The sequence below is a fragment of the Gemmatimonadota bacterium genome (assembly GCA_016720805.1).
In the GTDB taxonomy this organism is placed as follows: Bacteria; Gemmatimonadota; Gemmatimonadetes; order Gemmatimonadales; family GWC2-71-9; genus Palsa-1233.
The window spans coordinates 219,444-238,657 of the sequence record JADKJZ010000003.1; the positions used below are offsets into that span (position 1 = coordinate 219,444).

Below are 19,214 nucleotides of genomic sequence, written 5' to 3' on the forward strand. Positions count from 1 at the left end.
GCTCATTGCAGGCGCAGACCAAGCCGCTGCCTGACCCGATTCTCCCGGTCCAGGAGATGGATCGGCAGCTCTACCTGCGGCGCTTTCCCGAGGACCAGCGGCAGGCCGCCAACACGCAGGTGTTCGCGGAACTGAAACCGCCGTTCGAGGCCGCCTTCGCGACGCCCGACCGGCGGATCTGGTTGTTCAAGAGTGCCCCGGCGCTCGATTCGATCCGCACCTTCCAGGTCGTCGACACCACGGGCCTCAAGGCGGTGATCGAGGTGCCGAGCCGCGGCAGCGCGATCGGCATCGACGGCAGCGTGGATCATCATGGCGGAGGAATTCCCCGAGGGGATCCGCCTGCTGCGCTACCCGATCCCTGCGGCCGCCAAGGGCAACTAGTCCATCAGCGAGGCGTCGGCCGACTCCGCCGTTTCCTCATCGGGAAGCGTGCTGGGGCGGCGACGCTCGCGATTCTCCTCGTACCACTCGCGGGTGATCTCGCCCGCCAGCCGGCGATTCCCGAAGCCGAACGCGAGGCCGACGGCGAGCGCGACCGCGCCGAGGATCAGCGTGAAGGCCGACGTCACGATCTCCTCGGCGACCCCCAGCTGCTGCAGCGCCATGAAGATCGCGATCACCACCACCGCGGCCTTCGCCACCTTCGCCAGCGTCGGCACCCCTTCCACGCCGCCGGCTGACGCGACGATCACCCCGCGCACGAACTCGCCGACGATCATCCCGAGGATGACGATCACGATCGCCGAGATGAGGGTCGGGATGAACGAGATCATGATGCCGAACATCTCGTTGATGCTCTCGAGGCCGAGGGCGGCCGAAGCGAGCAGGATCACGATCAGCATCATCAACCAGAACAGCAGCTTGCCGACGGCGTGTTCCGGGTCCATCCGGGAGCCGGTCCGGTCGACCGCTTCGCGCAGGCCGCCCGCTTCGGCGACCTTGTTGAAGTTGAGGCGCTTCAGCGTCGCATCGACCCACTTCTCGATGGTCCGGGCGACGAAATAGCCCGCCACAAGAATGAGGATGGCGATGAGCATGGCGGGGATCACCTGCCAGAGTTGCTCCGCGCCATTGCGCAGCCGTTCCGAGAGAGCGTTCACGAAGAGACCTCAAGCACGAGTTTGCCGAACTGATCGCCGGCCGCGAGGCGCTGGTAGGCCGCGGCCCCATCGGCGAGGGGAAAGATCGCATCGACCGGGGGTCGGAAGCGTCCGGCGTTGCCATGGGCGACCACCGCCGCGAATTCGCTGCTGGTGCCCATCGTCGATCCGAGCAGGCTCCACTGGAACCAGAAGAGCCGGCGCAGGTCGAGAGTCACCTCGGGGCCGCCAGTTGCGCCGCAGGTGACCAGGCGGCCCCCGGGGCGCAGCGCCTTGAGCGACCGTGGCCAGGTCGGCGCCCCCACCGTGTCGACCACGACATCGACGCCGCGCCCGAAATGTGCCTTGACGGCCGCCGGGATGTCAGCGGCGCCGCCGTGCTGGAGCGCGAGTTCGGCGCCGAGCGCCGCGGCCCGGGCCAATTTGGCGTCGGAGCCGGAGGTGACCGCGACGTGGGCGCCGAGAAAGCGGGCGATCTGGAGCGCGGCGACGGCGACTCCGCCGCCGATGCCCCAGATGAGGACCGATTCTCCCGCCTGTACCCGCGCACGGGTCGTCAGCATCCGCCAGGCGGTCAGCGAGGCGAGGGGGAAGGCGGCCGCCTCGGCCCAGCTCCACTCGCCCTCGAGTCGGGCGACGTTGCGTGCGGGGAGCACGATCTCCTCGGCGGCGGTGCCGGGGCGATGCTCTCCGAGCAATCCGAAGTGGCGACAGAAGACTTCGTCACCCGCGAGACATGCGGTGCAGTGGCCGCAGGAGACGCCGGGGTTCACCACCACGCGATCACCGACCTGGACCGAAGTGACGGCAGGGCCGACCTCGAGCACGACGCCGGCGGCGTCGGCCCCCACGATATGCGGGAACGCCTTGATTGGCGCGGCCGGCAGCCCGTCGGCCACCCAGAGGTCGAGGCGATTCAGGGCGATGGCGCGGACGCCGATGCGGACCTCATCGGGCGCCTGCAGGCGCGGCGCGGGGAGGTCGAGAACGGCCAGATGCTCGGGACCGCCGGTGGCGGTGAGAGAGAGCGCGCGCATTCGTTGGTGACGACACCTTGCAGAAGCGAGGGAGTGACGCGACATATAATAGCGCTTCGACCTGTACCGGCGTGCACTGCACCTGACAACGCGGGCCCGGCGAGAGCGATCCCAACCCTTTCCCACTGCATCCTGCAGGAGAGTACCGATGGCGATGAACGAAGATTCGCTGTTCTACGGGTCCTTGGAGTCCCAGGGCCAGAGTGCCGCCGCCGTCCCGGCGTTCGACATTCCTGAGCCGGCCGTGGGCAACCTCCCCGCGCCGAAGACGCGGAAGAAGGCGCCGAAGAAGGCGCCGGCGAAGCCGGCCCCGAAGGCCGCGGCGAAGCCCGCGCCGAAGGCCGCCGCGAAGCCTGCCGCGAAGGCCCCGGCCAAGAAGGCAGCGAAGCCCGCGAAGAAGGCGGCCAAGCCGGCCAAGAAGGCGCCGGCGAAGAAGGCCGCGAAGCCCGCCAAGAAGGCGGCCAAGCCGGCGAAGAAGGCGGCCAAGAAGGCGGCCAAGAAGGCGGCGAAGCCGGCCAAGAAGGCGCCGGCGAAGAAGGCCGCCAAGCCCGCGAAGAAGGCCGCCAAGAAGGTCGCGAAGCCCGCCAAGAAGGCGGCCAAGCCGGCCAAGAAGGCGCCTGCCAAGAAGGCGCCCGCCAAGAAGGCCCCGGCGAAGAAGCCGGCCAAGAAGGCCGCCAAGAAGCGGAAGTGATTCCACTTCAGGGCTCCATGATGGCGCGCCCCGGGTTTCCCGGGGCGCGTCGTCACTTGGGGTGGTGGGCCACCGCGCTGCTCTGCTGGCTCGGTGGATGTCTTGGTGCACCCGCCGGGGTGGGTGTGACCGCGCTCACCGGGGCGACCGTGATCGACGTCGTCTCGGGGCGCCCGATTCCCGATGCCGTGGTGCTGATCCGTGATGGGATGATCGTCTCGATCGGCTCGTCCGCGGAGCTGGCCGTCCCCTCGGGCGCGACGACCGTCGACCTGGCCGGTCGCTGGATCGTCCCGGGCTTCATCGATGCCCATGCGCACCTGCAGCCGTGGGGCCTCGCCGCGTCGCTCCGCTACGGCGTCACCACGGTGCGCGACCTCCACGACGGCCTGCCGTTGGCCGACACGCTGCGCGCGATGGTGGGCCGCGGCCCGACGCCGCGCCTCTTTCTCGCCGGCGCGATGGTCGATGCGCCGCCGACCACCTATCCCGATGCGATCGCCCTCGCCGAGCCCGATTCGGCCGCTGCCGTGGTCCAGCGTCTCGCCGCCACCGGTGTCCAGTGGATCAAGGGCTACACGCACCTGACCCCGCCGCTGCTCGGCGCGCTGGTGACCGCCGCGCGGGCGCAGAGCCGCCCGGTCGCGGTGCACCTCGGCCTGACCAACGCCGTCGAAGCGGCGATGCTCGGCGTCACCTCGATCGAACACCTGAGCGGTGTCCCCGAGGCCTCGGACGATTCCCTCGCGCTGCAGGCCGGACATCGCCGCGGCTTCTTCGACGGCTGGACCGCCTTCGAACTCGCCTGGGCGCGGATGGCACCCGCGGCGCTCGGTGGCATTGCCCGCGACCTCGCCGCCACCGGCGTGGTGCTCGTCCCGACCCTCGGCTTGCACGAGACCTTCGCGCATCTCGACGACTCGCTCGTCTATCGCTCCCCCGATCTCGCCGCGGTGCCCGACTCCGCACGCCGCAACTGGAACGTCCCCGGCATGATCACGCGCGCCGGCTGGACACCAGGGATCTATCCGCGCTTCCGCGAGGCGCGGCCGATTCAGGATGCCTTCGTGCGGAGCTTCGTGGCCGCCGGTGGCCGCGTCGCGACCGGAACCGATGCGTCGAATCAGCTGCTCGTCCCCGGCGCCGGCGTGCACCTCGAAATGGAGCTGCTGGTGCACGCCGGCCTCTCTCCCCTCGACGCGCTGCGTGCCGCGACCGTCAACGGTGCCCAACTCCTCCGTGCCGATCATCTCGGCCGCCTGCGCCCCGGTGCCGCGGCCGATCTCGTCGTCCTCGGCGGTGACCCGCTCGTCGAGATCCGCAACACGCGGCTGATTGTCAGGGTGATGAGCAGGGGGGAGTGGGTACAACGATGATGGATGATGGATGATGGATGGTCGATGGCTCGGGGGGTATATTCGGGGCGTGCGATGTAGCCGGGCCCAGATCCATCATCCATGATCCATCATCCATCATCCCCTCCGGGTGCTCCGCCCACGCCATGGCCTCCTTCCGCTGGACCCCCGAGCGCATGGAACAGCTGGAGCACGCGGTGCGCCGGCGGAAGCGAGTATTGTTGCGGCGGCGCGGGAACGAGTACGTGGTGGTCGCCTCGGCGATCACCACGTCGCGCGGACGGGAAGCGTTGGCGGGCTATCTCGCGATGACCGGGGATGACATGCTCTTCATCCTCGGCGACCTCGACCATTTCCAGGTGATCGACCCCTGACCAAGTCTTCGCTTCCTATCGCCATCGTGCATCTCGACGAGAGCTGTCTCGGCAACGGCAAACCGGGCGACAACCCCGGCGGCGCCGGCGGGCTCGTCGAAATCCGCACCAGTGCCGGCCTGCAGCGCCGCGAGTTCTACCTCCATTCCAAGGCGACCACCAACAACCGGATGGCGCTTGCCAGTGCGATCGCCGCGCTCCAGTTGCTCGGGCAGAAGAAGAATCGTCTCCGCCTGCTGGTGATTTCCGACAGCGAATATCTGGTAAAGGGGATTCGCGAGTGGGCCCCGGCGTGGAAGGCACGCGGTTGGGTGCGGAAGGGCGGCGGGATCGAGAACCTCGAGCTGTGGCGCGCGCTCTGGCAGTCGCTCGACCTGCACGACGTGCAGTTCATCTGGGTGCGCGGCCACGCGGGCCATCCGAAGAACGAATACGCCAACGACCTCGCGATTGCGGCGGCGACGAAGCAGATCACCTCCGATGGCATCATCGAATCCGGATACGATGCCTGGCTTGAGGGAAAGCACGCTGCGCGCCAGTATCTGGGGTACGACCCCGACGCGACCTTCGCGGCGCTCGAGGCACGGCTCGCGGCCGGAGAGCGCTTCCCGATCAAGGAGGTGGGGGCATGACCGATCTTGAACGCCTCGCCGCCGCGCTGCTGGCGCAGTGGCGCGCCGAGGGTGGCCCCGTCGATGGGCCGATCGCCGTCGGGTCGATCCTCGACCGCACCATGCCGTATCGGGTGGCGCGCCGACTCCTCGGCATCGATGTGAGCGAGGACTACGAGGCGCTGCTGCTCCGCCTGATTGCCGAGGAAGAAGGGCTCGTCATGGCGGAGCCTGCCGATGCGGCCGAGATGGCGCGGACCACGATGGCGGCGCGAATCCCCGACCTCGATGTCCTGCAGTTGCTGCGGTCAGCCACGGTGACCTTCCATGCCAGCACGGCGATGCGGCTCGACGGCGTGTTGCCGCTTCGGCCACCGACCCCGCCCGAGCCGTCGCCCTGGGCGCCGCCGACGCCGGACGCTCCGCCCGAGCCGGTGGTCGAGACGCCGGTGATCCCGATTCGCGCCGAGGTGGCTGCCGATCACGCCGCCGTGGCGGCGCCGACACCGCCGATGCCGCCGGCGCCCGCGCCGGCCTTCGTGACGCAGGTGCGCTTCGATGCCCCCGGTGCCGGATGCTGGAGCTGCGATGCCACGCTGCCGAGCGGCCGGACCGTGAAGTTCTGCCCCTTCTGCGGTGCCGATCAGCGCGAGCCGACGTGTCCCGCCTGCAACGTGGCGGTGGAACGGGGCTGGAAGCACTGCCCCGATTGCGGCGAACGGCTGCCAGCCAGCTGACCTGACGCCGTGCCCCGGCCGGGGGGCGCGGCGAACCACTCCCCTCGCCATATTCCGAGGATGACGGACATCGTCTTCCTCTCCGCCGTCCGGACGGGCTTCGGCACCTTCGGCGGAGCGCTCAAGGATCATTCGGCCACCGACCTCGGCGTGATTGCCGCCGAGGCGGCGCTGGCGCGTGCAGGCCTGGACGCTTCGCTGGTCAATCACGCCATCGTGGGCAACGCGATGCAGACCTCGCGCGACGCGATGTACTGCGCGCGGCACGTGGCGCTGCGCTCGGGCCTCGCGGTCGAGACCCCGGCGGTGACCGTCAATCGGCTCTGCGGCTCGGGCTTCGAGGCGGTGGTGCAGGCGGCGCATCGACTCACCCTCGGCGAGGCCACCGCGGTCCTTGCCGGCGGCACCGAGTCGATGAGTCAGGCGCCGCACGTGGTACGCGGTGCCCGGTGGGGCATCAAGTACGGGCCGTCGCCGCTGCTGGAAGACTCGCTCTTCGAAGGGCTCACCGATTCCTTCGGTGGCTGCGCGATGGCCGACACCGCCGAAAACCTGGCGCAGCGGTATGACATCACGCGGGAGGCCTGCGAGGCGTGGGCCCTGGTGTCGCAGCAGCGTGCGGCCGCCGCGTGGGCCGCCGGCGTCTTCGCGGACGAGGTGGTGCCGGTGATGCTGCGCGACCGCAAGACGAAGCAGGACGTGCCCTGGGCGCGCGACGAGCACATCCGCGGCGACATGACGCCGGAAGGGCTCGCCAAGCTGCCACCGGTGACGCGGGCCGGGGGCACGGTCACCGCGGGCACGGCGTCGGGGATCAACGACGGCGCGGCAATGCTGGTGATGACCACCGCCGAGGCGGCGGCGAAGGCGGGCGCCGCACCGATCGGGCGACTGGTCTCATGGGGCGTGATGGGGGTGCCGCCGGAGATCATGGGCATCGGCCCGGTGCCTGCCGCGCGGCAGGCCTTGGCACGGGCGGGGATGACGATGGCGCAGATGGATCTGGTGGAGATCAACGAGGCGTTTGCGGCGCAGTATCTCGCGGTGGCGCGCGACCTCGAACTCGACCCGGCGCGCGCCAACGTGCACGGCGGGGCAATCGCCATCGGCCACCCACTCGGCGCCAGCGGCGCGCGGATCACGGCGCATCTGCTGCACGCACTGCGTGCGCGTGGCGGCGGGATCGGCCTGGGTGCGGCCTGCATCGGCGGCGGGCAGGGCATTGCCGTGATCGTCGAAGGGTTCGGGGGCTGACGCGATGGCCAACAATCTTCCCGGGCGAATCGACCGCGCCACCTTCGACCGCGTGCTGCAGCGCGCCGCCGAACTGCAGGCCGCCTCGCACGACATCGGCGAGGGGCTGACCGAGGACGAAGTCGTCGCCCTCGGCAACGAGGTCGGCATCGCACCGCAGGTGCTCAAGCAGGCGCTGCTCGAGGAACGGACCCGCATCGCGCCGATGGAGCCGCAGGGGATCCTCGACGAATGGGTCGCACCGGCGGAACTCCGCGCCGAGCGCGTGGTGCAGGGGACCGAGGCCTCGGTGAGTGCCGCGCTCACGGCGTGGATCGACAAGCACGAGCACTTCGTCGTGCAGCGCGCCACGCTGGGGCGCACCACCTATGAGCCGCTCGACTCCTTCGCCGGCGCGATGCGCAAGATGAAGCGGGTCTTCGAGGGCACCAGCGCCAAGCCCTACCAGAACGACACCGAGCTGCTCACCGCGGTGATCACCCCGCTCGAAGATGGCTTCTGTCATGTCGCGGTGATGGCCACCCTGCGGCGCAGTCGCCGGAATTACGTCACCGGCGCCAGCGTGCTGGCCGGGACCGGCGTCGCGGTGACGGCGGGGGTGATGGCGCTGGTGCAGTACCCTGCCGCCGAACTGCTCGCGCTGATTCCCGCTGTGGCCGGGCTCGGCACCGGTGCCCTGACGGTGCGCAGCTTCCGGCCGATCTCGACGCGCGCACAGCTGGGGCTGGAACGGATGCTCGACGACCTGGAACGGAGGCCTGCGCTTGGCGCCGGGTCGCCGCCGCCGCGGTCGCAGCAGCTCGCGCGCGAGGTTGGCCAGGTGGTCAAGGACATCACCCGCGAAGTCCGCAAGGCGCTGGAGGAGAAGTGAGCATCGGCACGGTGGGGGTGGTCGGCGCGGGATTGATGGGCAGTGGTATCGCGCAGGCGGTGGCGATGGCGGGGCACGATGTGCTCATCCACGACAGCAACGGCGCCCAGTGGAACACCGCGCGCGGCCGGATCGAGTCGTCGCTGGCGAAGCTCGTCGAGAAGGGGAAACTGACACCGGAGGCGCTCCTCGCCACCAGCAGCCGGATCAACTTCGTCCCCGATCTCGGCGCCTTCGCGGTCTGCGACCTGGTGATCGAGGCGATCGTCGAGTCGCTCGACGCCAAGCGCGCGCTCTGGCAGCGCCTCGAGGGGATCTGCCGCGCCGAGACGCTCTTCGCGACGAACACGTCCTCGCTCAGCGTGGTGGACCAGACCGTGGGGTTGCACCTTCCGGAACGGCTGCTCGGCATGCACTTCTTCAATCCGGTGCCGATGATGCCGCTGGTCGAGGTGGTGCGCTCGGTCCGCACTGCGCCAGACGCGGTCGATGCGGCGCTCGAGTTCGCTCGCGGCCTCGGGAAGACGGCGATCACCAGTCGCGATGAATCGGGCTTCGTCGTCAACCTGCTGCTGGTGCCCTATCTGGTGGATGCGGTGCACGCGCTGGAGCGCGGCGTGGGCACGATCGCCGACATCGACGCGGCGATGAAGCTCGGCGCCGGCCATCCGATGGGGCCGTTCACGCTGCTCGACTTCATCGGCCTCGACACCGTGGTGCAGATCGGCGAAATCATGTTCGATCAGTATCGCGAGGCGCGCTACGCGCCGCCGCCGCTGCTCCGGCGGATGGTCGCGGCGGGCTATCTCGGCCGGAAGAGCGGGGTGGGTTTCTACGATTGGCGCGGCGCGCAGCCGGTGCCGATGGAGCTCGGGCTGTGAGGCGCTGGAGCCTGGTGTTCGTGCTGCTCGCGGCCTGCTATCCGACCACGACCCGCCCGGCGATGACGCCGGTGCCGTCCGCATCGGTCGCGGAGTGGGAGCTCTTCGTCCCCGAGGCGACGCGCGCGCTGGCGCTGGCGCTCGATGCCGATTCGATCCCGGTCTCGCGGACCGAGCCGAACGACGGCTGGCTCGAGACGCCGTGGTTCGACGCCCGTACCCTCAAGCCGACGACGCGGCGCCCGCTCGGCGACGAGACGGTTCGGCTGCGTGCCTGGATCGACCCATCGCAACCCAATCACAGCGCCATCACCGTCGAGATCGTCTATCGCCCGGCGGCCGATCCCTCGCGCGACGGGCGGTCGCTGGAACGGCAGGTCAACGCCGCGCATCCGGTGGCGCAACGGGTGGCGGCGGTGATGGCGAAGTTGGTGAAGCTGTACGGGGAGAGCCCAAAGTCGTTAGTCGTTAGTCGTTAGTCGTTAGAACGAGCAGGCCGGCCCTCTAACACGGAGCCGGCCTCTGCACTCTAACGACTAACGACTAACGCCTAACGACCATCATCCCACGAACGCCTGCAGATACTTCTCCAACATCTCGTAGTCCAGCGCCGCATCCTTGCAGGGCCCGGCCGGGAGCGTCATCGTCAGGCCGAGGACCGGCACCTTCCCCGCCACATCATGCAGGCCCGTCACCATGTCGCGTTCGCAGGCCACCGCCACCACGGCGCGGGGGCGGCGTTCGCGGATCACGCGGCGCGCCAGCTGGCCGCGTGTCGCGACGAAGACCGGCACGCCATACTTCCCGGCCATGCTCAGCACGGTGTCGAGCGTGACGCGCGAGAGGCAGCGCGGGATCAGCAGCAGCAGCTCGCCGTGGCCCACCTTGCGGGTGCGCAGCAGCGCCAGTGTGTTGTAGACCTTCACGGAGGCGTTCTCGACCCGATCGCGGGTCTTGAACCACGAGGCCACCTTCGACGTGAGTCCCATCACGTTGAGGAAGAGGCCGCGCTCGGCCAGCATCGGCGGCAGCAGCGGGAAGCGGACGAGATACGAGGCGCCGATCAGCAGCCACCACGCGAAGACGATGACGATGAGGATGCCGAACCCCGACCAGAGGAGGAGCGGCAGTCGGGGGTGCAGGTCCCCGATCCGCGGGTCGAGGAGGAAGAGCCCGAGGGAGACGAAGCCGAGGGCGACGATCAGCGAGGTGATCGCCCAGGCGAAGAAGAGCGCCGGCGGCGCGTCGTAGTTGCCGCCGTTGGGCAGCGGCTCGCCATTCCACTTGTCCCACTCATGGCCGAGGCGACGATCGACGTCGATATGGATCAGTTCCGCACGCGGGGCAGTCATTGGGGGGGAAATCTCCGACCGAGCGGGTCGGAGTCAAGGGGACGGCCCAACTTCGACGCCACGCGCCGCGTCCTTGCGTACTTTTCGGGGATGCGAGCACTCCTTCGAACCGATCCGGACCTTCGCGCCCGCTATGCGCAGGGGGGCGGCGTCTACCGGATCATCCCGGCGGCGGTGGCCCGGCCGACGACGCTGGCGGAGCTGCGGGCGGTGCTCGCCGAGGCGCGCGAGGCGGGGCTCGCCATCACGCCGCGCGGGGCCGGCAGCGCGATGGATGGTGGCAACGTCGGCGAGGGCGTCGTGCTCGACCTCACGGCGTTCGACGCGGGCCGTTGCGTGGTCGATGCCGCGCGCCGCGTCGCCACCTGCACGCCGTCGCTGACCCTGCCACTCCTGCACCAGGCCACGTCGCCGCATCGGCTCCACCTGCCGCTCGATCCATCGAGTGCGGGCTGGGCGACGCTCGGCGGGCTCATCGGCACCAACGCCGCCGGTGCGCGCACCGTCCACGATGGCGGCATGCGCCGCTGGGTCGAGGCGGTGACACTCGAGACCGACGATGGTCCGCTGACCCTGACCCGCGGCGAGATGCCGGACGCGCGCCACCCCGCCATCCAGCGCTGGCAGCGTGACGTGCTGCCGCTGCTGACGCGGCATCGTGCGGCGATCCTGGCGCGATGGCCGCGTACGCGGAAGCAGAGCTTCGGCTACGATCTCGCGGCCTGGTGGGCCAGTGGCGACCTCGTCGATCTGGTGGTCGGCGCAGAAGGTACCCTGGGCGTGATGACCGAGGTCACGGTGCGCCTCGCCCCGATCGCCGCGCACCGCCTGGCGTTGCGGGTGGTGCTCGCCGATCGCGCCCTGCTGGTGCCGGCACTTGAGACCGTGCGCCGCCACGATCCGGCGGTGCTCGAATTCCTCGACGGCTCCTTCCTCCGCCTGGTAGAGGCCGACGTCCCCGAGGGCACCGCGGCGGTGCTGCTTGCCGACCTCGAAGGAGAGCGTGCCGATGCGCTGCATCACCGCGCGGCGGCGCTTCAGGGGGAACTCGCGTCGCTGGGTGCGGGGGTGACCGAGGCGGCCGTCGCAGCCGATCCGGCAGCGATCGCGGCGCTCTGGCGCATCCGCCACGGCGCCTCACCCCGACTGGCGGCACTCACCGATGGTCGGCAGTCGCTGCAGATCATCGAGGACGGCTGCGTCCCGCCCGCGGCGCTGGGCCACTACCTCGACGCGGTCGATGCGGCCTGCCGTGCCGAGCGGATCGACGCGGTGATGTTCGGCCACGCGGGCGATGGCCACGTGCACGTGAATCTCCTCCCCAACCTGCGTGAGGCCGACTGGCTCGGCCGGGTGCGACGCGTCTACGAGGGGGTTGCCGATGCGCTGCTCGCACTCGGCGGAACGCCCTCCGGGGAGCATGGCGCCGGACGGCTCCGCGCTCCGCTGATCGAGCGCTTCCTCGGCCCCGAGGCGGCCGCCTGCTTCCGCGCCATCAAGGCGGCGTTCGACCCCGCTGGCCGGCACAATCCCGGGGTGATTCTCGACGACGGTCGCGACCCGCTGAGTCGGCTCAAAGTCGGGCCCGACGCGGCGCCGCTCCCGGCCGGGATGGCCGAGGCGCTGGCGGCGATCGAGCGGGAGGGGCGCTGGGGGGAGAGCCGATGGTTGAACGATGATCGATGATCGATCATCGATGATCGATCATCCCGCGCCCCCTCACCCCTCACCTCGATTCGACTACATTTTGCGGATCTTCCCGACCCTCTACCGGCGCAGACCTCCATGCTGACCATCTACCGCGATCCCGTCGTCACCCTCATTGGCCGCCCGCAGTTCGTCGAGCCGGCGCACCTCCCCGTGCAGTGGAAGGACGAGGGGACCGACGGCGAGAAGATCGCCGAGTTCGCCGGCCGACTCTGCTACATGAGCCAGAGCAACCCGGCCGGGCGCAGCACGGCGGAGTACCTCGGCAACATCCTCCGCGCGGGACACGGGTCGGTCTTCGAGCATGCGGTCTATGTGGTGCTGATCGAGGGGGTGTCGCGCTCGCTGACCCACGAGCTGGTGCGCCATCGGGCCGGGTTCGGCTATTCCCAGCTCTCGCAGCGGTATGTCGACGAATCGACGGCCGCCTTCGTGATGCCGCCGGCGATTCAGGGCGACGAAGCGCTCGAGGCGGCGTGGTCGGAGCAGATGGAGGCCGCGCAGGCGAGTTATGTCGCCGCCGTCGACCGGTTGATGGAGCGCTACGCCTGGGTCGAGGATCGGGTGCACCGCCGCAAGATGGCGCGCGAGGCGGCGCGTTCGGTCCTGCCGAACGGCACCGAGACCAAGATCGTCGTGAGCGGGAATATCCGCGCCTGGCGGACCATGCTGGAACTGCGCCTGGGCGAGGGTGCCGAGCGGGAGATCCGGCGGCTCGCCGTCCGGCTGCTCGAGACGCTCCGGAAGGAGGCCCCCCGCTTCTTCGCCGATTTCGAGCTCTATCAGGCGGAGGATGGGGAGCGCGCGGGCCGGGTGGTCTACCACAAGGTCTAGCGGAGGGGGGCGGTGCCTCGCTTCCCGCACCGCATCTCCGTAGATTTCCGGAATGTCCATCACAGCGCATGCCCAGGAGACCCGCGCCGGGATCGGCCGGGCCGTGGCCGTCAGGCTGGGGACCCTTCGCGCGTGAATTGGCGTCCCGCCGTCCGGATTGATCGCTGCGTCTGCCAGCGGCTGCTCTTTGCGCAGCTGCTCCCGGTCGCGCGCGCCAACGGCTGGACGCTCGAGACGATCATGGACGAGACCGGTTGCGGCGACCAGTGCGGGATGTGTCGCCCCTACCTGCGGGCGATGCTGGCCGACGGCACCACCGTCTTCAGCGAGATCCTCGAGGACGTGGCCGACGACGTGGTCGTGCTCGGCGACGAGGCGAGCTGATCGTGCCGCCGCAAATCGCTCCCCAGCGTCCCGCCGCCGCGCGGAAGTGGCATGAGCGGCTCTTCACCACCGGGCCGCTCGTATTCGCGGCGCTGGTCAGCGGCTGGGCCTCGGTCGCGCTGTTGGCGTCGGAGCATTACGACACCGGCATGGCCGCGGCCGCCGTCGCGTCCTTCATCGCCCTCCTGACGCTTCGACGTGGACGCGTCCTCGCCGAACACCAGAAGAATTCGCTCTCCCGCGCGCTCGCGGCGGCCGCCCGCCGCAACGGCGAACTGGAGCGACTCCGCGACCTGGCCGCGGCGCTCCTCGCCGGCAACGATCTCGCGACCCTGAATCGCCAGGTGGCCCAGGCGGCCGCCGACCTGCTCGGCGCCGAGGGTGGTGCGATCATGCTGGTCGTCGAGGAAGGCCGCTTCGCCAAGGTGGTGGCGGGTTCCGGGCCGCTCCTCCCGGCGGTCGGGTCGCTGGTGCCGATGGAGCATTCGCTCGTGGGCATCGTGATCTCCGAGGACACCGCGCTCCTCGTCGACGACATGGAGAAGGATCCGCGCAACCATCCGCACGAGCAGCTGGCGGGCCGGCTCATCTCCGCGGCGATGGTGCCGCTCCGCTCGGCCGGGCTCGTGGTCGGCGCGGTCTGCGCCTACAACCGCAAGGATGGCCGGCCGTTCGAGGATCACGATCGTCAGCTGCTGCAGACCCTCGGCGACCAGGTCGTCCTCGGCCTCGACCGCACCACGGTGCTCGAGGAGCTGCGCCGCAACGAGCGGATGCTCGCAGCGAAGAACAAGGAGTTGCAGCGTGCCACGCAGCTCAAGAGCGAGTTCCTCGCCAACATGTCGCACGAGCTGCGGACGCCGCTCAACGCCATCATCGGCTTCTCCGACCTGCTGCTCACCGAGGGGCTCGGTCCGCTCGAGGATCAGCAGAAGGACTTCCTCGAGGCGATCCTCCGGAACGGTCGACACCTGCTCGGACTGATCAACGACGTCCTCGACCTCTCGAAGATCGAAGCGGGCCGGATGGAGCTGTCGCTGGCAAGCACCGACGTGCGCGACTGCATCAACGGGGCGATCACCGACACCGCCTCGCTGCGCACCGCGAAGAACCAGGAATGCGTCGTCGAGCTCTCCGAGGGGTCGACACTCGATGTCCTGGCCGACGGCGTGCGCGTCCGGCAGATCCTCTTCAACCTCCTCTCCAACGCCTCGAAGTTCACCGGCGAAGGGGGGCGGATCACCGTCTCGGCGGTGCGCACCGTGGCGCCGATGCCGGCCGCCGCCGGGGCGGGCGCGATGGACCGGGTGAAACTGTCCACGCGGGATGTCGTCTGGATCTCAGTCTCCGATTCAGGCGTTGGCATCCAGGCCGAGGATATGTCCAAGCTCTTCCAGGAATTCTCGCAGGTCGACACCTCCGCGTCGCGCGCGGCCCAGGGCACCGGCCTCGGGCTGGCGCTCTGCAAGCGCTTCGTGGAGCTGCATGGCGGCCAGATCGGCGTCGAGTCGATCTACGGGAAGGGGAGCACCTTCTGGTTCCTCATTCCGGTCGATGGCCCGCCCAAGCGGGCGGCGGCGAGCGGCTTCTAGTGCACGCCTCGCGACGCATCGGGCGCTGGCTCGGCCGGCTCGCCATCCTCCTGCAGGTCGGGGTGGCTGGGCTGCCGTTCGTCGACGCGGCGTTGTTCCACCGTGACCGCCCCGAACAGGCGGTGCACGTCGAGGCGGCCGGCGTCAGTTGTCACGCCGGCGATTGCGTCCTTGGCCAGACGCTGCAGTCCGCGGGCGAAGGCGTCCACGAGGCGGCGATCCCATCGCTGCTTGGGGACCTGGCCACCGTCGTGCGTCGCCCGGCGACGCCACCGATCGCGCGCCGCGCGGTCGGGATCCCCGTTGGTCCCCGCGCGCCTCCCAGCCAGAGCTGACCCACACACGCTGAATGTGACGGTCGCGTCCTCGCCCTCGGGTGAGTCGCGTGATCGTTCCCGTGGATCATCGCTTCTGCACTGGAGTCTGCTCATGCTGTTCCCCCTGTTGCTCGCTTCCCTCGCGACCGCGCCGGTCGTGCCCCGTCACATCGTTGCTCACTCCGTTGATCACCTGGTCGGCGCGGTCGTCTTGGCCGGCCGCGTCACCGACACCCTCGGCCAACCAATCGTCGAGGCGCGCGTCGTCGTCCTCGAGGCCAACCGTTCCACGACCACCGATGCCGAGGGTCGCTTCCGCATCGGCGGGATCCCGGAGGGGACCTACGGGATTTCGATCGCCGCGATCGGCTTCCGCCCGCGCGTCTATCGCCTCACCCTGAGCGGCGCCACGTCGACGCTCGAGGCGCGGCTGTTGCCGTCGGTGGTCGAACTCGCCGCCATCCAGACCACCGCCACGCCAGTGGGCACGTCGGTGCTCGAGTCGCCGCAGCCGCTCTCGGTCCTGCAGAGCGATGCGCTGGCCGCCGCGCAGGCGCCATCGCTCGGTGCGGTGCTTGAACTGCAGCCCGGGCTCCGCAATTCATCGACCGGCACCGGCATCGGCAAGCCGGTGATCCGCGGGCTCAGCAGCAATCGCGTGCTGATCCTCGACAACGGCCAGCGGATGGAGACGCAGCAGTGGGGCGACGAACACTCGCCAAACGTCGAGACCGCGACGGCCGAGCGGATTGAAGTGATCCGCGGGCCGGCGAGCGTGCTCTACGGCTCCGATGCGCTTGGCGGCGTGATCAACGTGGTGCAGCGCGAACTCCCCGATGCCAAGGAGCGCGGCGCGCTGTTGCGCGGCACCTTGAGCGGCAGCTACGCCAGCAATGGCCGCGCCCCCGACGGCTCGTTGTTGGTCGAAGGGGCGCGCGGCGTGATCGGCTTCCGCGCGACGCTCTCCGGCCGTCGGCAAGACGACGTCCGCACCCCCTCCGGCGCGCTCTTCAATTCGGGGCTAGCGATGCAGGGTGGCTCCGGCGCGCTCGGTGTCCGGGGTGATTGGGGTTCGGTGACCGCGACGGTGTCCCATCGCGCCGAGCGCCTCGAGATCCACGAAGACCCGAGCGAGGATCCGACGGCGACGCCATTCCAGCGCATCGGCTCGACGCGCGTGGCCGTCAACGGCAACATCGCGACGTCGGGTGGCGGGCGGCTCGACATCGACCTCGGCGGCGAACGGAATCGGCGGCGCGAGTTCGAGGCGACCGGCGCGACGGATGTCGCCCTCGGTTTGCTCTCGACCACGGGGACGGCCAACCTCCACCTGCATCAGGTCTTTGGCGGCGTGGCCACGGTGCTCGGACTCTCCGCCATGCACACCGCCTTCGAAAAGTCCGGGGAGGAGACGCTCGTCCCGAACAACTCGACGGGGAATGTCGGGGTCTACGGCTTCGGCCAGGTGGATCGCGGCCGCTGGCAGTTTTCCGGCGGGCGCGCTACGACTATCGGCGGCTGACCAACGAGGCCGACGCCGCGCTCGCGCTGGCCGCCGGCACGCGCAACTATTCGTCCGTGACCGGCAACGTCGGCGCACTCTATCGGGTGAACGAGCCGATCGCGCTGGTCGCCAACGTGGGCCGGGGCTTCCGGCGCCGTCGCCCTTCGAGCTGTTCTCGAACGGGGTGCATGAGGGGACCGTGCGCTTCGAGCGCGGCAACGCCGGCCTGAAGAACGAGACCTCCCTCAACGTCGACCTCGCCGTCCGCGCCCAGAGCAGTGCCGTGCAGGGCGAGCTCGGTGTCTTCCGCAACGCGATCGCGAACTACATCTACCCGAACCCGAGTGGCGTCGACGACCCGCAGTCGGGCTTCCAGATCTACGACATCACCCAGGGCGACGCGGTCCTGAGCGGCGTCGAAGCCGCCATGGAGTACCACCCGATCGACCGCGTGCACCTGCGCGTGGGTGGCGACTACACCCGCGGGCAGAACACCACCACCGACCAGCCACTCGCCTTCGTGGCGCCGCTGCGGGTAACCGGCGGCGTGCGCTACGAGGGACAGGGTCGGGCCGCGCCGTACGCCGAGGTGGGCGTCGAGCACAATACTCAGCAGACGCGCCTCGATCCCGAGGACACGGCGCCGGCCGCCTACACGCTGACGTCAGTGAGTGGTGGGGCCAAGCTGAACGTGGGAGCGCAGACGCTGCGCGTGGACCTGCAGGTGCGCAATCTCTTCGATGTGTCGTACCGGGCGTTCCTGAGCCGGTACAAGACGTACGCGGATGATCCGGGGCGGAATGTGAGTGTGCGGGTGGGGGTGGATTTCTAGGTAGTCGTTAGTCGTTGGTCGTTGGTCGTTAGAGTGCGAGAACTGTCATCCCGAACGAAGTGAGGGACCTGCGTGCTCACTACCACGCAGATCCCTCGCGTTGGTCGGGATGACGGACCTACACCCCTAACGACTAACGACTAACGACCAACGACCAACGACTAACGCCTATTTACCGCCACGCCCCGCGCAACTCCGCCTTCGCCGTCCACCCGGCCACCCGCGCGGCCAGAATCCGCGCGGCCAGCTGTGCCACCGCTTCGTCCTCTTCGCGGAACCAGGCGGGGGTTTCGCTGCCGAGGCAGAGCCAGCCGACGAATTCGTCGCCGATGTCGAGGCGCGCGGCGAGGAGGGAACGCACGCGCTGGGGATGGCTGCCCGGGAGCGAGGGCCACGGCGTCTCGCTGAAGCGGAGGTCGGGAATCCGCGCGACGCTGCGCGAGCCGAGGTGGAAGACCAGCGCGTCGACCGCATCGGTGGTCTCGGCGTCGAGCGTGATGCGGCCACTGGTGGAGCGGCTGCTGCTCAACAGCGCCCAGCAATCGGGGGCGGGGGCGACGGCGATCAGTTCGCAGCGATCGTGCGGCACCTGGTTGCTGAGCGCATCGGAAACCAGTTGCACGAGGTCGCCACCCTCACGGGCGCGGCCGATCGCTTCGAGCACGCCTTCGGTGACGTTGGCAATGATCGCGCTCCGCTCGTCGGCCACTGGCCCCGGAACCACCCATGAGAAGGCGGCGAGGCGTCGGCACGCGGTCGCGAGTTGCGCCGCGGTGCGGTGGAGGAGGCGCAGGTCGGCGAGGGTGTGGGCGTCGTTCCGGAGTGAGCCGATCAGCAACAACCCCACGTCCTGCATCTCGGCGCGGATCGGCACCGCCAGCACCGACGAATAGCCGGCGGCACGGAGTCGATCCTCGAGGGCGTACAGCCCTTCCTGCGAGACCAGCGGTTCGGCGGGCGGCGGCGGCATCCGCTCGGCCGAGAGGCCGCTCGGCCCGATCAGCACGGCGCCCCCGCGGGAGGGGTAGAGCCAGAGCGCGACGATGTCGGCGGCGACGAGCCCGGCGACGGTATTGGTCAGCGCCTCGTGCCACGTCCCGAGGTCTGCCAACGACGGGCGGCGCCCCGGCCAGGTCAGGACCGGAACGAGTGCGTCGGAGGGCTGGGAGTCGTCGGCGTCCATAAGGGTGGCCAAAGGTGCACGGGGTGTGCCATGGAATGCGCCCCTTGTCATACCCCCCACCCCTATATAGGTTGGAGGAGTCCTTCATTCGGAGCGGTCAGATGGCGACGGTCACTTTGCATATCGAAGGCATGAGCTGCGGGCACTGCCTGCGGGCTGTGCAGCAGGCGTTGACGGGCGTTGCGGGCGCCGAGGTCCAGACGGTCCAGATGGGGCGGGCGGTGGTGCAGGTCGCGCCGGACGGTCCCACGGGCGAAGTGTTGGCCCATCTGGTCACCGACGCCGGCTACCACGCCACCGCGACCGTGGTGGATGCCCACCACGACTGAGGCGCTGGCGCCTCATGCCGACGCGGTCACCCTCACGGTCGAGGGGATGACCTGCGCCGCCTGCCAGGCCCGAGTCCAGCGGGCCCTCGAGCGCGAGCCGGGGGTCGCCTCGGCATCGGTGAACCTGATGATGGCGAACGCCGCGGTGCAGTTCGACCCGGCCCAGGTGACGCCGGAACGGCTCGTTGCGCTCGTCCAGGCCACCGGATACGGCGCCTCGCTGCCGGCGCCCGATCAGGGGGCGATCGCCGCCACGACCGATCGCG

At 69.8% G+C, this 19,214-nt stretch carries 22 protein-coding genes; 18 read left to right on the forward strand and 4 right to left on the reverse strand.

All coding sequences use genetic code 11. The features are described 5' to 3' along the window. Positions 1-380 precede the first annotated feature (380 nt). Both IPP98_05765 and IPP98_05770 read right to left on the reverse strand, forming a co-directional pair. Complete coding sequence (locus IPP98_05765) at positions 381-1,103, reverse strand: hypothetical protein (GenBank protein ID MBL0178622.1); 723 nt, start codon at positions 1,101-1,103, stop codon at positions 381-383. Further along, positions 1,100-2,140, reverse strand: coding sequence for a zinc-binding dehydrogenase (locus IPP98_05770; protein ID MBL0178623.1), 1,041 nt, complete (start codon positions 2,138-2,140; stop codon positions 1,100-1,102). Before IPP98_05770 ends, IPP98_05765 begins: the two co-directional genes overlap by 4 nt. 148 nt (positions 2,141-2,288) lie before the next feature. Here IPP98_05770 and IPP98_05775 point away from each other — a divergent pair, with 148 nt between their 5' ends. The 9 genes from IPP98_05775 (at position 2,289) to IPP98_05815 (ending at position 9,393) form a co-directional block, all read left to right on the forward strand. After that, positions 2,289-2,831 carry a hypothetical protein gene (locus tag IPP98_05775; GenBank protein MBL0178624.1) on the forward strand — a complete coding sequence of 181 codons (543 nt, stop codon included), beginning with the start codon at positions 2,289-2,291 and terminating at the stop codon, positions 2,829-2,831. Positions 2,832-2,956: 125 nt separating this feature from the next. Continuing rightward, positions 2,957-4,207, forward strand: coding sequence for an amidohydrolase family protein (locus IPP98_05780; protein MBL0178625.1), 1,251 nt, complete (start codon positions 2,957-2,959; stop codon positions 4,205-4,207). Between the two features lie 125 nt (positions 4,208-4,332). After that, complete coding sequence (locus IPP98_05785; GenBank protein ID MBL0178626.1) at positions 4,333-4,560, forward strand: hypothetical protein; 228 nt, start codon at positions 4,333-4,335, stop codon at positions 4,558-4,560. 17 nt (positions 4,561-4,577) lie between these two features. Further along, complete coding sequence (locus tag IPP98_05790) at positions 4,578-5,192, forward strand: ribonuclease HI (protein ID MBL0178627.1); 615 nt, start codon at positions 4,578-4,580, stop codon at positions 5,190-5,192. Next, positions 5,189-5,908: a zinc ribbon domain-containing protein gene (locus IPP98_05795; protein ID MBL0178628.1), complete on the forward strand. Its 720-nt coding sequence runs from the start codon at positions 5,189-5,191 to the stop codon at positions 5,906-5,908. Before IPP98_05790 ends, IPP98_05795 begins: the two co-directional genes overlap by 4 nt. Positions 5,909-5,968: 60 nt before the next feature. Beyond that, positions 5,969-7,162, forward strand: coding sequence for an acetyl-CoA C-acyltransferase (locus tag IPP98_05800; protein MBL0178629.1), 1,194 nt, complete (start codon positions 5,969-5,971; stop codon positions 7,160-7,162). 4 nt (positions 7,163-7,166) lie between these two features. After that, entirely contained in the window at positions 7,167-8,033 is an 867-nt protein-coding gene (locus tag IPP98_05805) for a hypothetical protein (GenBank protein ID MBL0178630.1), read from the forward strand. After that, positions 8,030-8,914: a 3-hydroxyacyl-CoA dehydrogenase family protein gene (locus IPP98_05810; protein ID MBL0178631.1), complete on the forward strand. Its 885-nt coding sequence runs from the start codon at positions 8,030-8,032 to the stop codon at positions 8,912-8,914. Before IPP98_05805 ends, IPP98_05810 begins: the two co-directional genes overlap by 4 nt. Beyond that, positions 8,911-9,393, forward strand: a complete 483-nt coding sequence (locus tag IPP98_05815; GenBank protein MBL0178632.1) for a hypothetical protein — start codon at positions 8,911-8,913, stop codon at positions 9,391-9,393. Before IPP98_05810 ends, IPP98_05815 begins: the two co-directional genes overlap by 4 nt. An 81-nt stretch (positions 9,394-9,474) precedes the next feature. On the opposite strand, the gene IPP98_05820 is transcribed toward IPP98_05815, so the two are convergent. After that, complete coding sequence (locus tag IPP98_05820) at positions 9,475-10,266, reverse strand: DUF116 domain-containing protein (protein ID MBL0178633.1); 792 nt, start codon at positions 10,264-10,266, stop codon at positions 9,475-9,477. Positions 10,267-10,356: 90 nt separating this feature from the next. Here IPP98_05820 and IPP98_05825 point away from each other — a divergent pair, with 90 nt between their 5' ends. The 7 genes from IPP98_05825 to IPP98_05855 all read left to right on the forward strand — a co-directional run bounded on the left by IPP98_05825 (position 10,357) and on the right by IPP98_05855 (position 17,436). Further along, positions 10,357-11,952, forward strand: coding sequence for an FAD-binding oxidoreductase (locus IPP98_05825; GenBank protein MBL0178634.1), 1,596 nt, complete (start codon positions 10,357-10,359; stop codon positions 11,950-11,952). Between the two features lie 99 nt (positions 11,953-12,051). Further along, a complete protein-coding gene (thyX, locus tag IPP98_05830) occupies positions 12,052-12,807 on the forward strand; it encodes an FAD-dependent thymidylate synthase (protein ID MBL0178635.1) in 756 nt (251 codons plus the stop codon). 132 nt (positions 12,808-12,939) lie between these two features. Next, positions 12,940-13,191, forward strand: coding sequence for a (2Fe-2S)-binding protein (locus IPP98_05835; protein MBL0178636.1), 252 nt, complete (start codon positions 12,940-12,942; stop codon positions 13,189-13,191). A 2-nt stretch (positions 13,192-13,193) separates the two neighbouring features. Beyond that, complete coding sequence (locus IPP98_05840) at positions 13,194-14,783, forward strand: GAF domain-containing protein (protein ID MBL0178637.1); 1,590 nt, start codon at positions 13,194-13,196, stop codon at positions 14,781-14,783. Continuing rightward, the gene (locus IPP98_05845) at positions 14,783-15,118 is read left to right on the forward strand and encodes a hypothetical protein (protein MBL0178638.1); all 336 of its coding nucleotides are present in this window, start codon (positions 14,783-14,785) and stop codon (positions 15,116-15,118) included. Before IPP98_05840 ends, IPP98_05845 begins: the two co-directional genes overlap by 1 nt. A 94-nt stretch (positions 15,119-15,212) precedes the next feature. After that, entirely contained in the window at positions 15,213-16,622 is a 1,410-nt protein-coding gene (locus IPP98_05850; GenBank protein MBL0178639.1) for a TonB-dependent receptor plug domain-containing protein, read from the forward strand. 166 nt (positions 16,623-16,788) lie between these two features. After that, positions 16,789-17,436 carry a TonB-dependent receptor gene (locus tag IPP98_05855; GenBank protein MBL0178640.1) on the forward strand — a complete coding sequence of 216 codons (648 nt, stop codon included), beginning with the start codon at positions 16,789-16,791 and terminating at the stop codon, positions 17,434-17,436. Positions 17,437-17,608: 172 nt separating this feature from the next. Here IPP98_05855 and IPP98_05860 read toward each other — a convergent pair whose 3' ends face one another. Continuing rightward, entirely contained in the window at positions 17,609-18,631 is a 1,023-nt protein-coding gene (locus tag IPP98_05860; GenBank protein MBL0178641.1) for a GAF domain-containing protein, read from the reverse strand. A gap of 119 nt (positions 18,632-18,750) precedes the next feature. Here IPP98_05860 and IPP98_05865 point away from each other — a divergent pair, with 119 nt between their 5' ends. Together IPP98_05865 and IPP98_05870 are read left to right on the forward strand one after the other, a co-directional pair. Continuing rightward, positions 18,751-18,948 (forward strand): heavy-metal-associated domain-containing protein, encoded by a 198-nt coding sequence (locus tag IPP98_05865; protein MBL0178642.1) that lies wholly within the window; start codon positions 18,751-18,753, stop codon positions 18,946-18,948. Next, a partial coding sequence (locus tag IPP98_05870) for a heavy-metal-associated domain-containing protein (protein MBL0178643.1) occupies positions 18,932-19,214 on the forward strand: 283 nt, incomplete at its 3' end. The genes IPP98_05865 and IPP98_05870, both read left to right, overlap by 17 nt.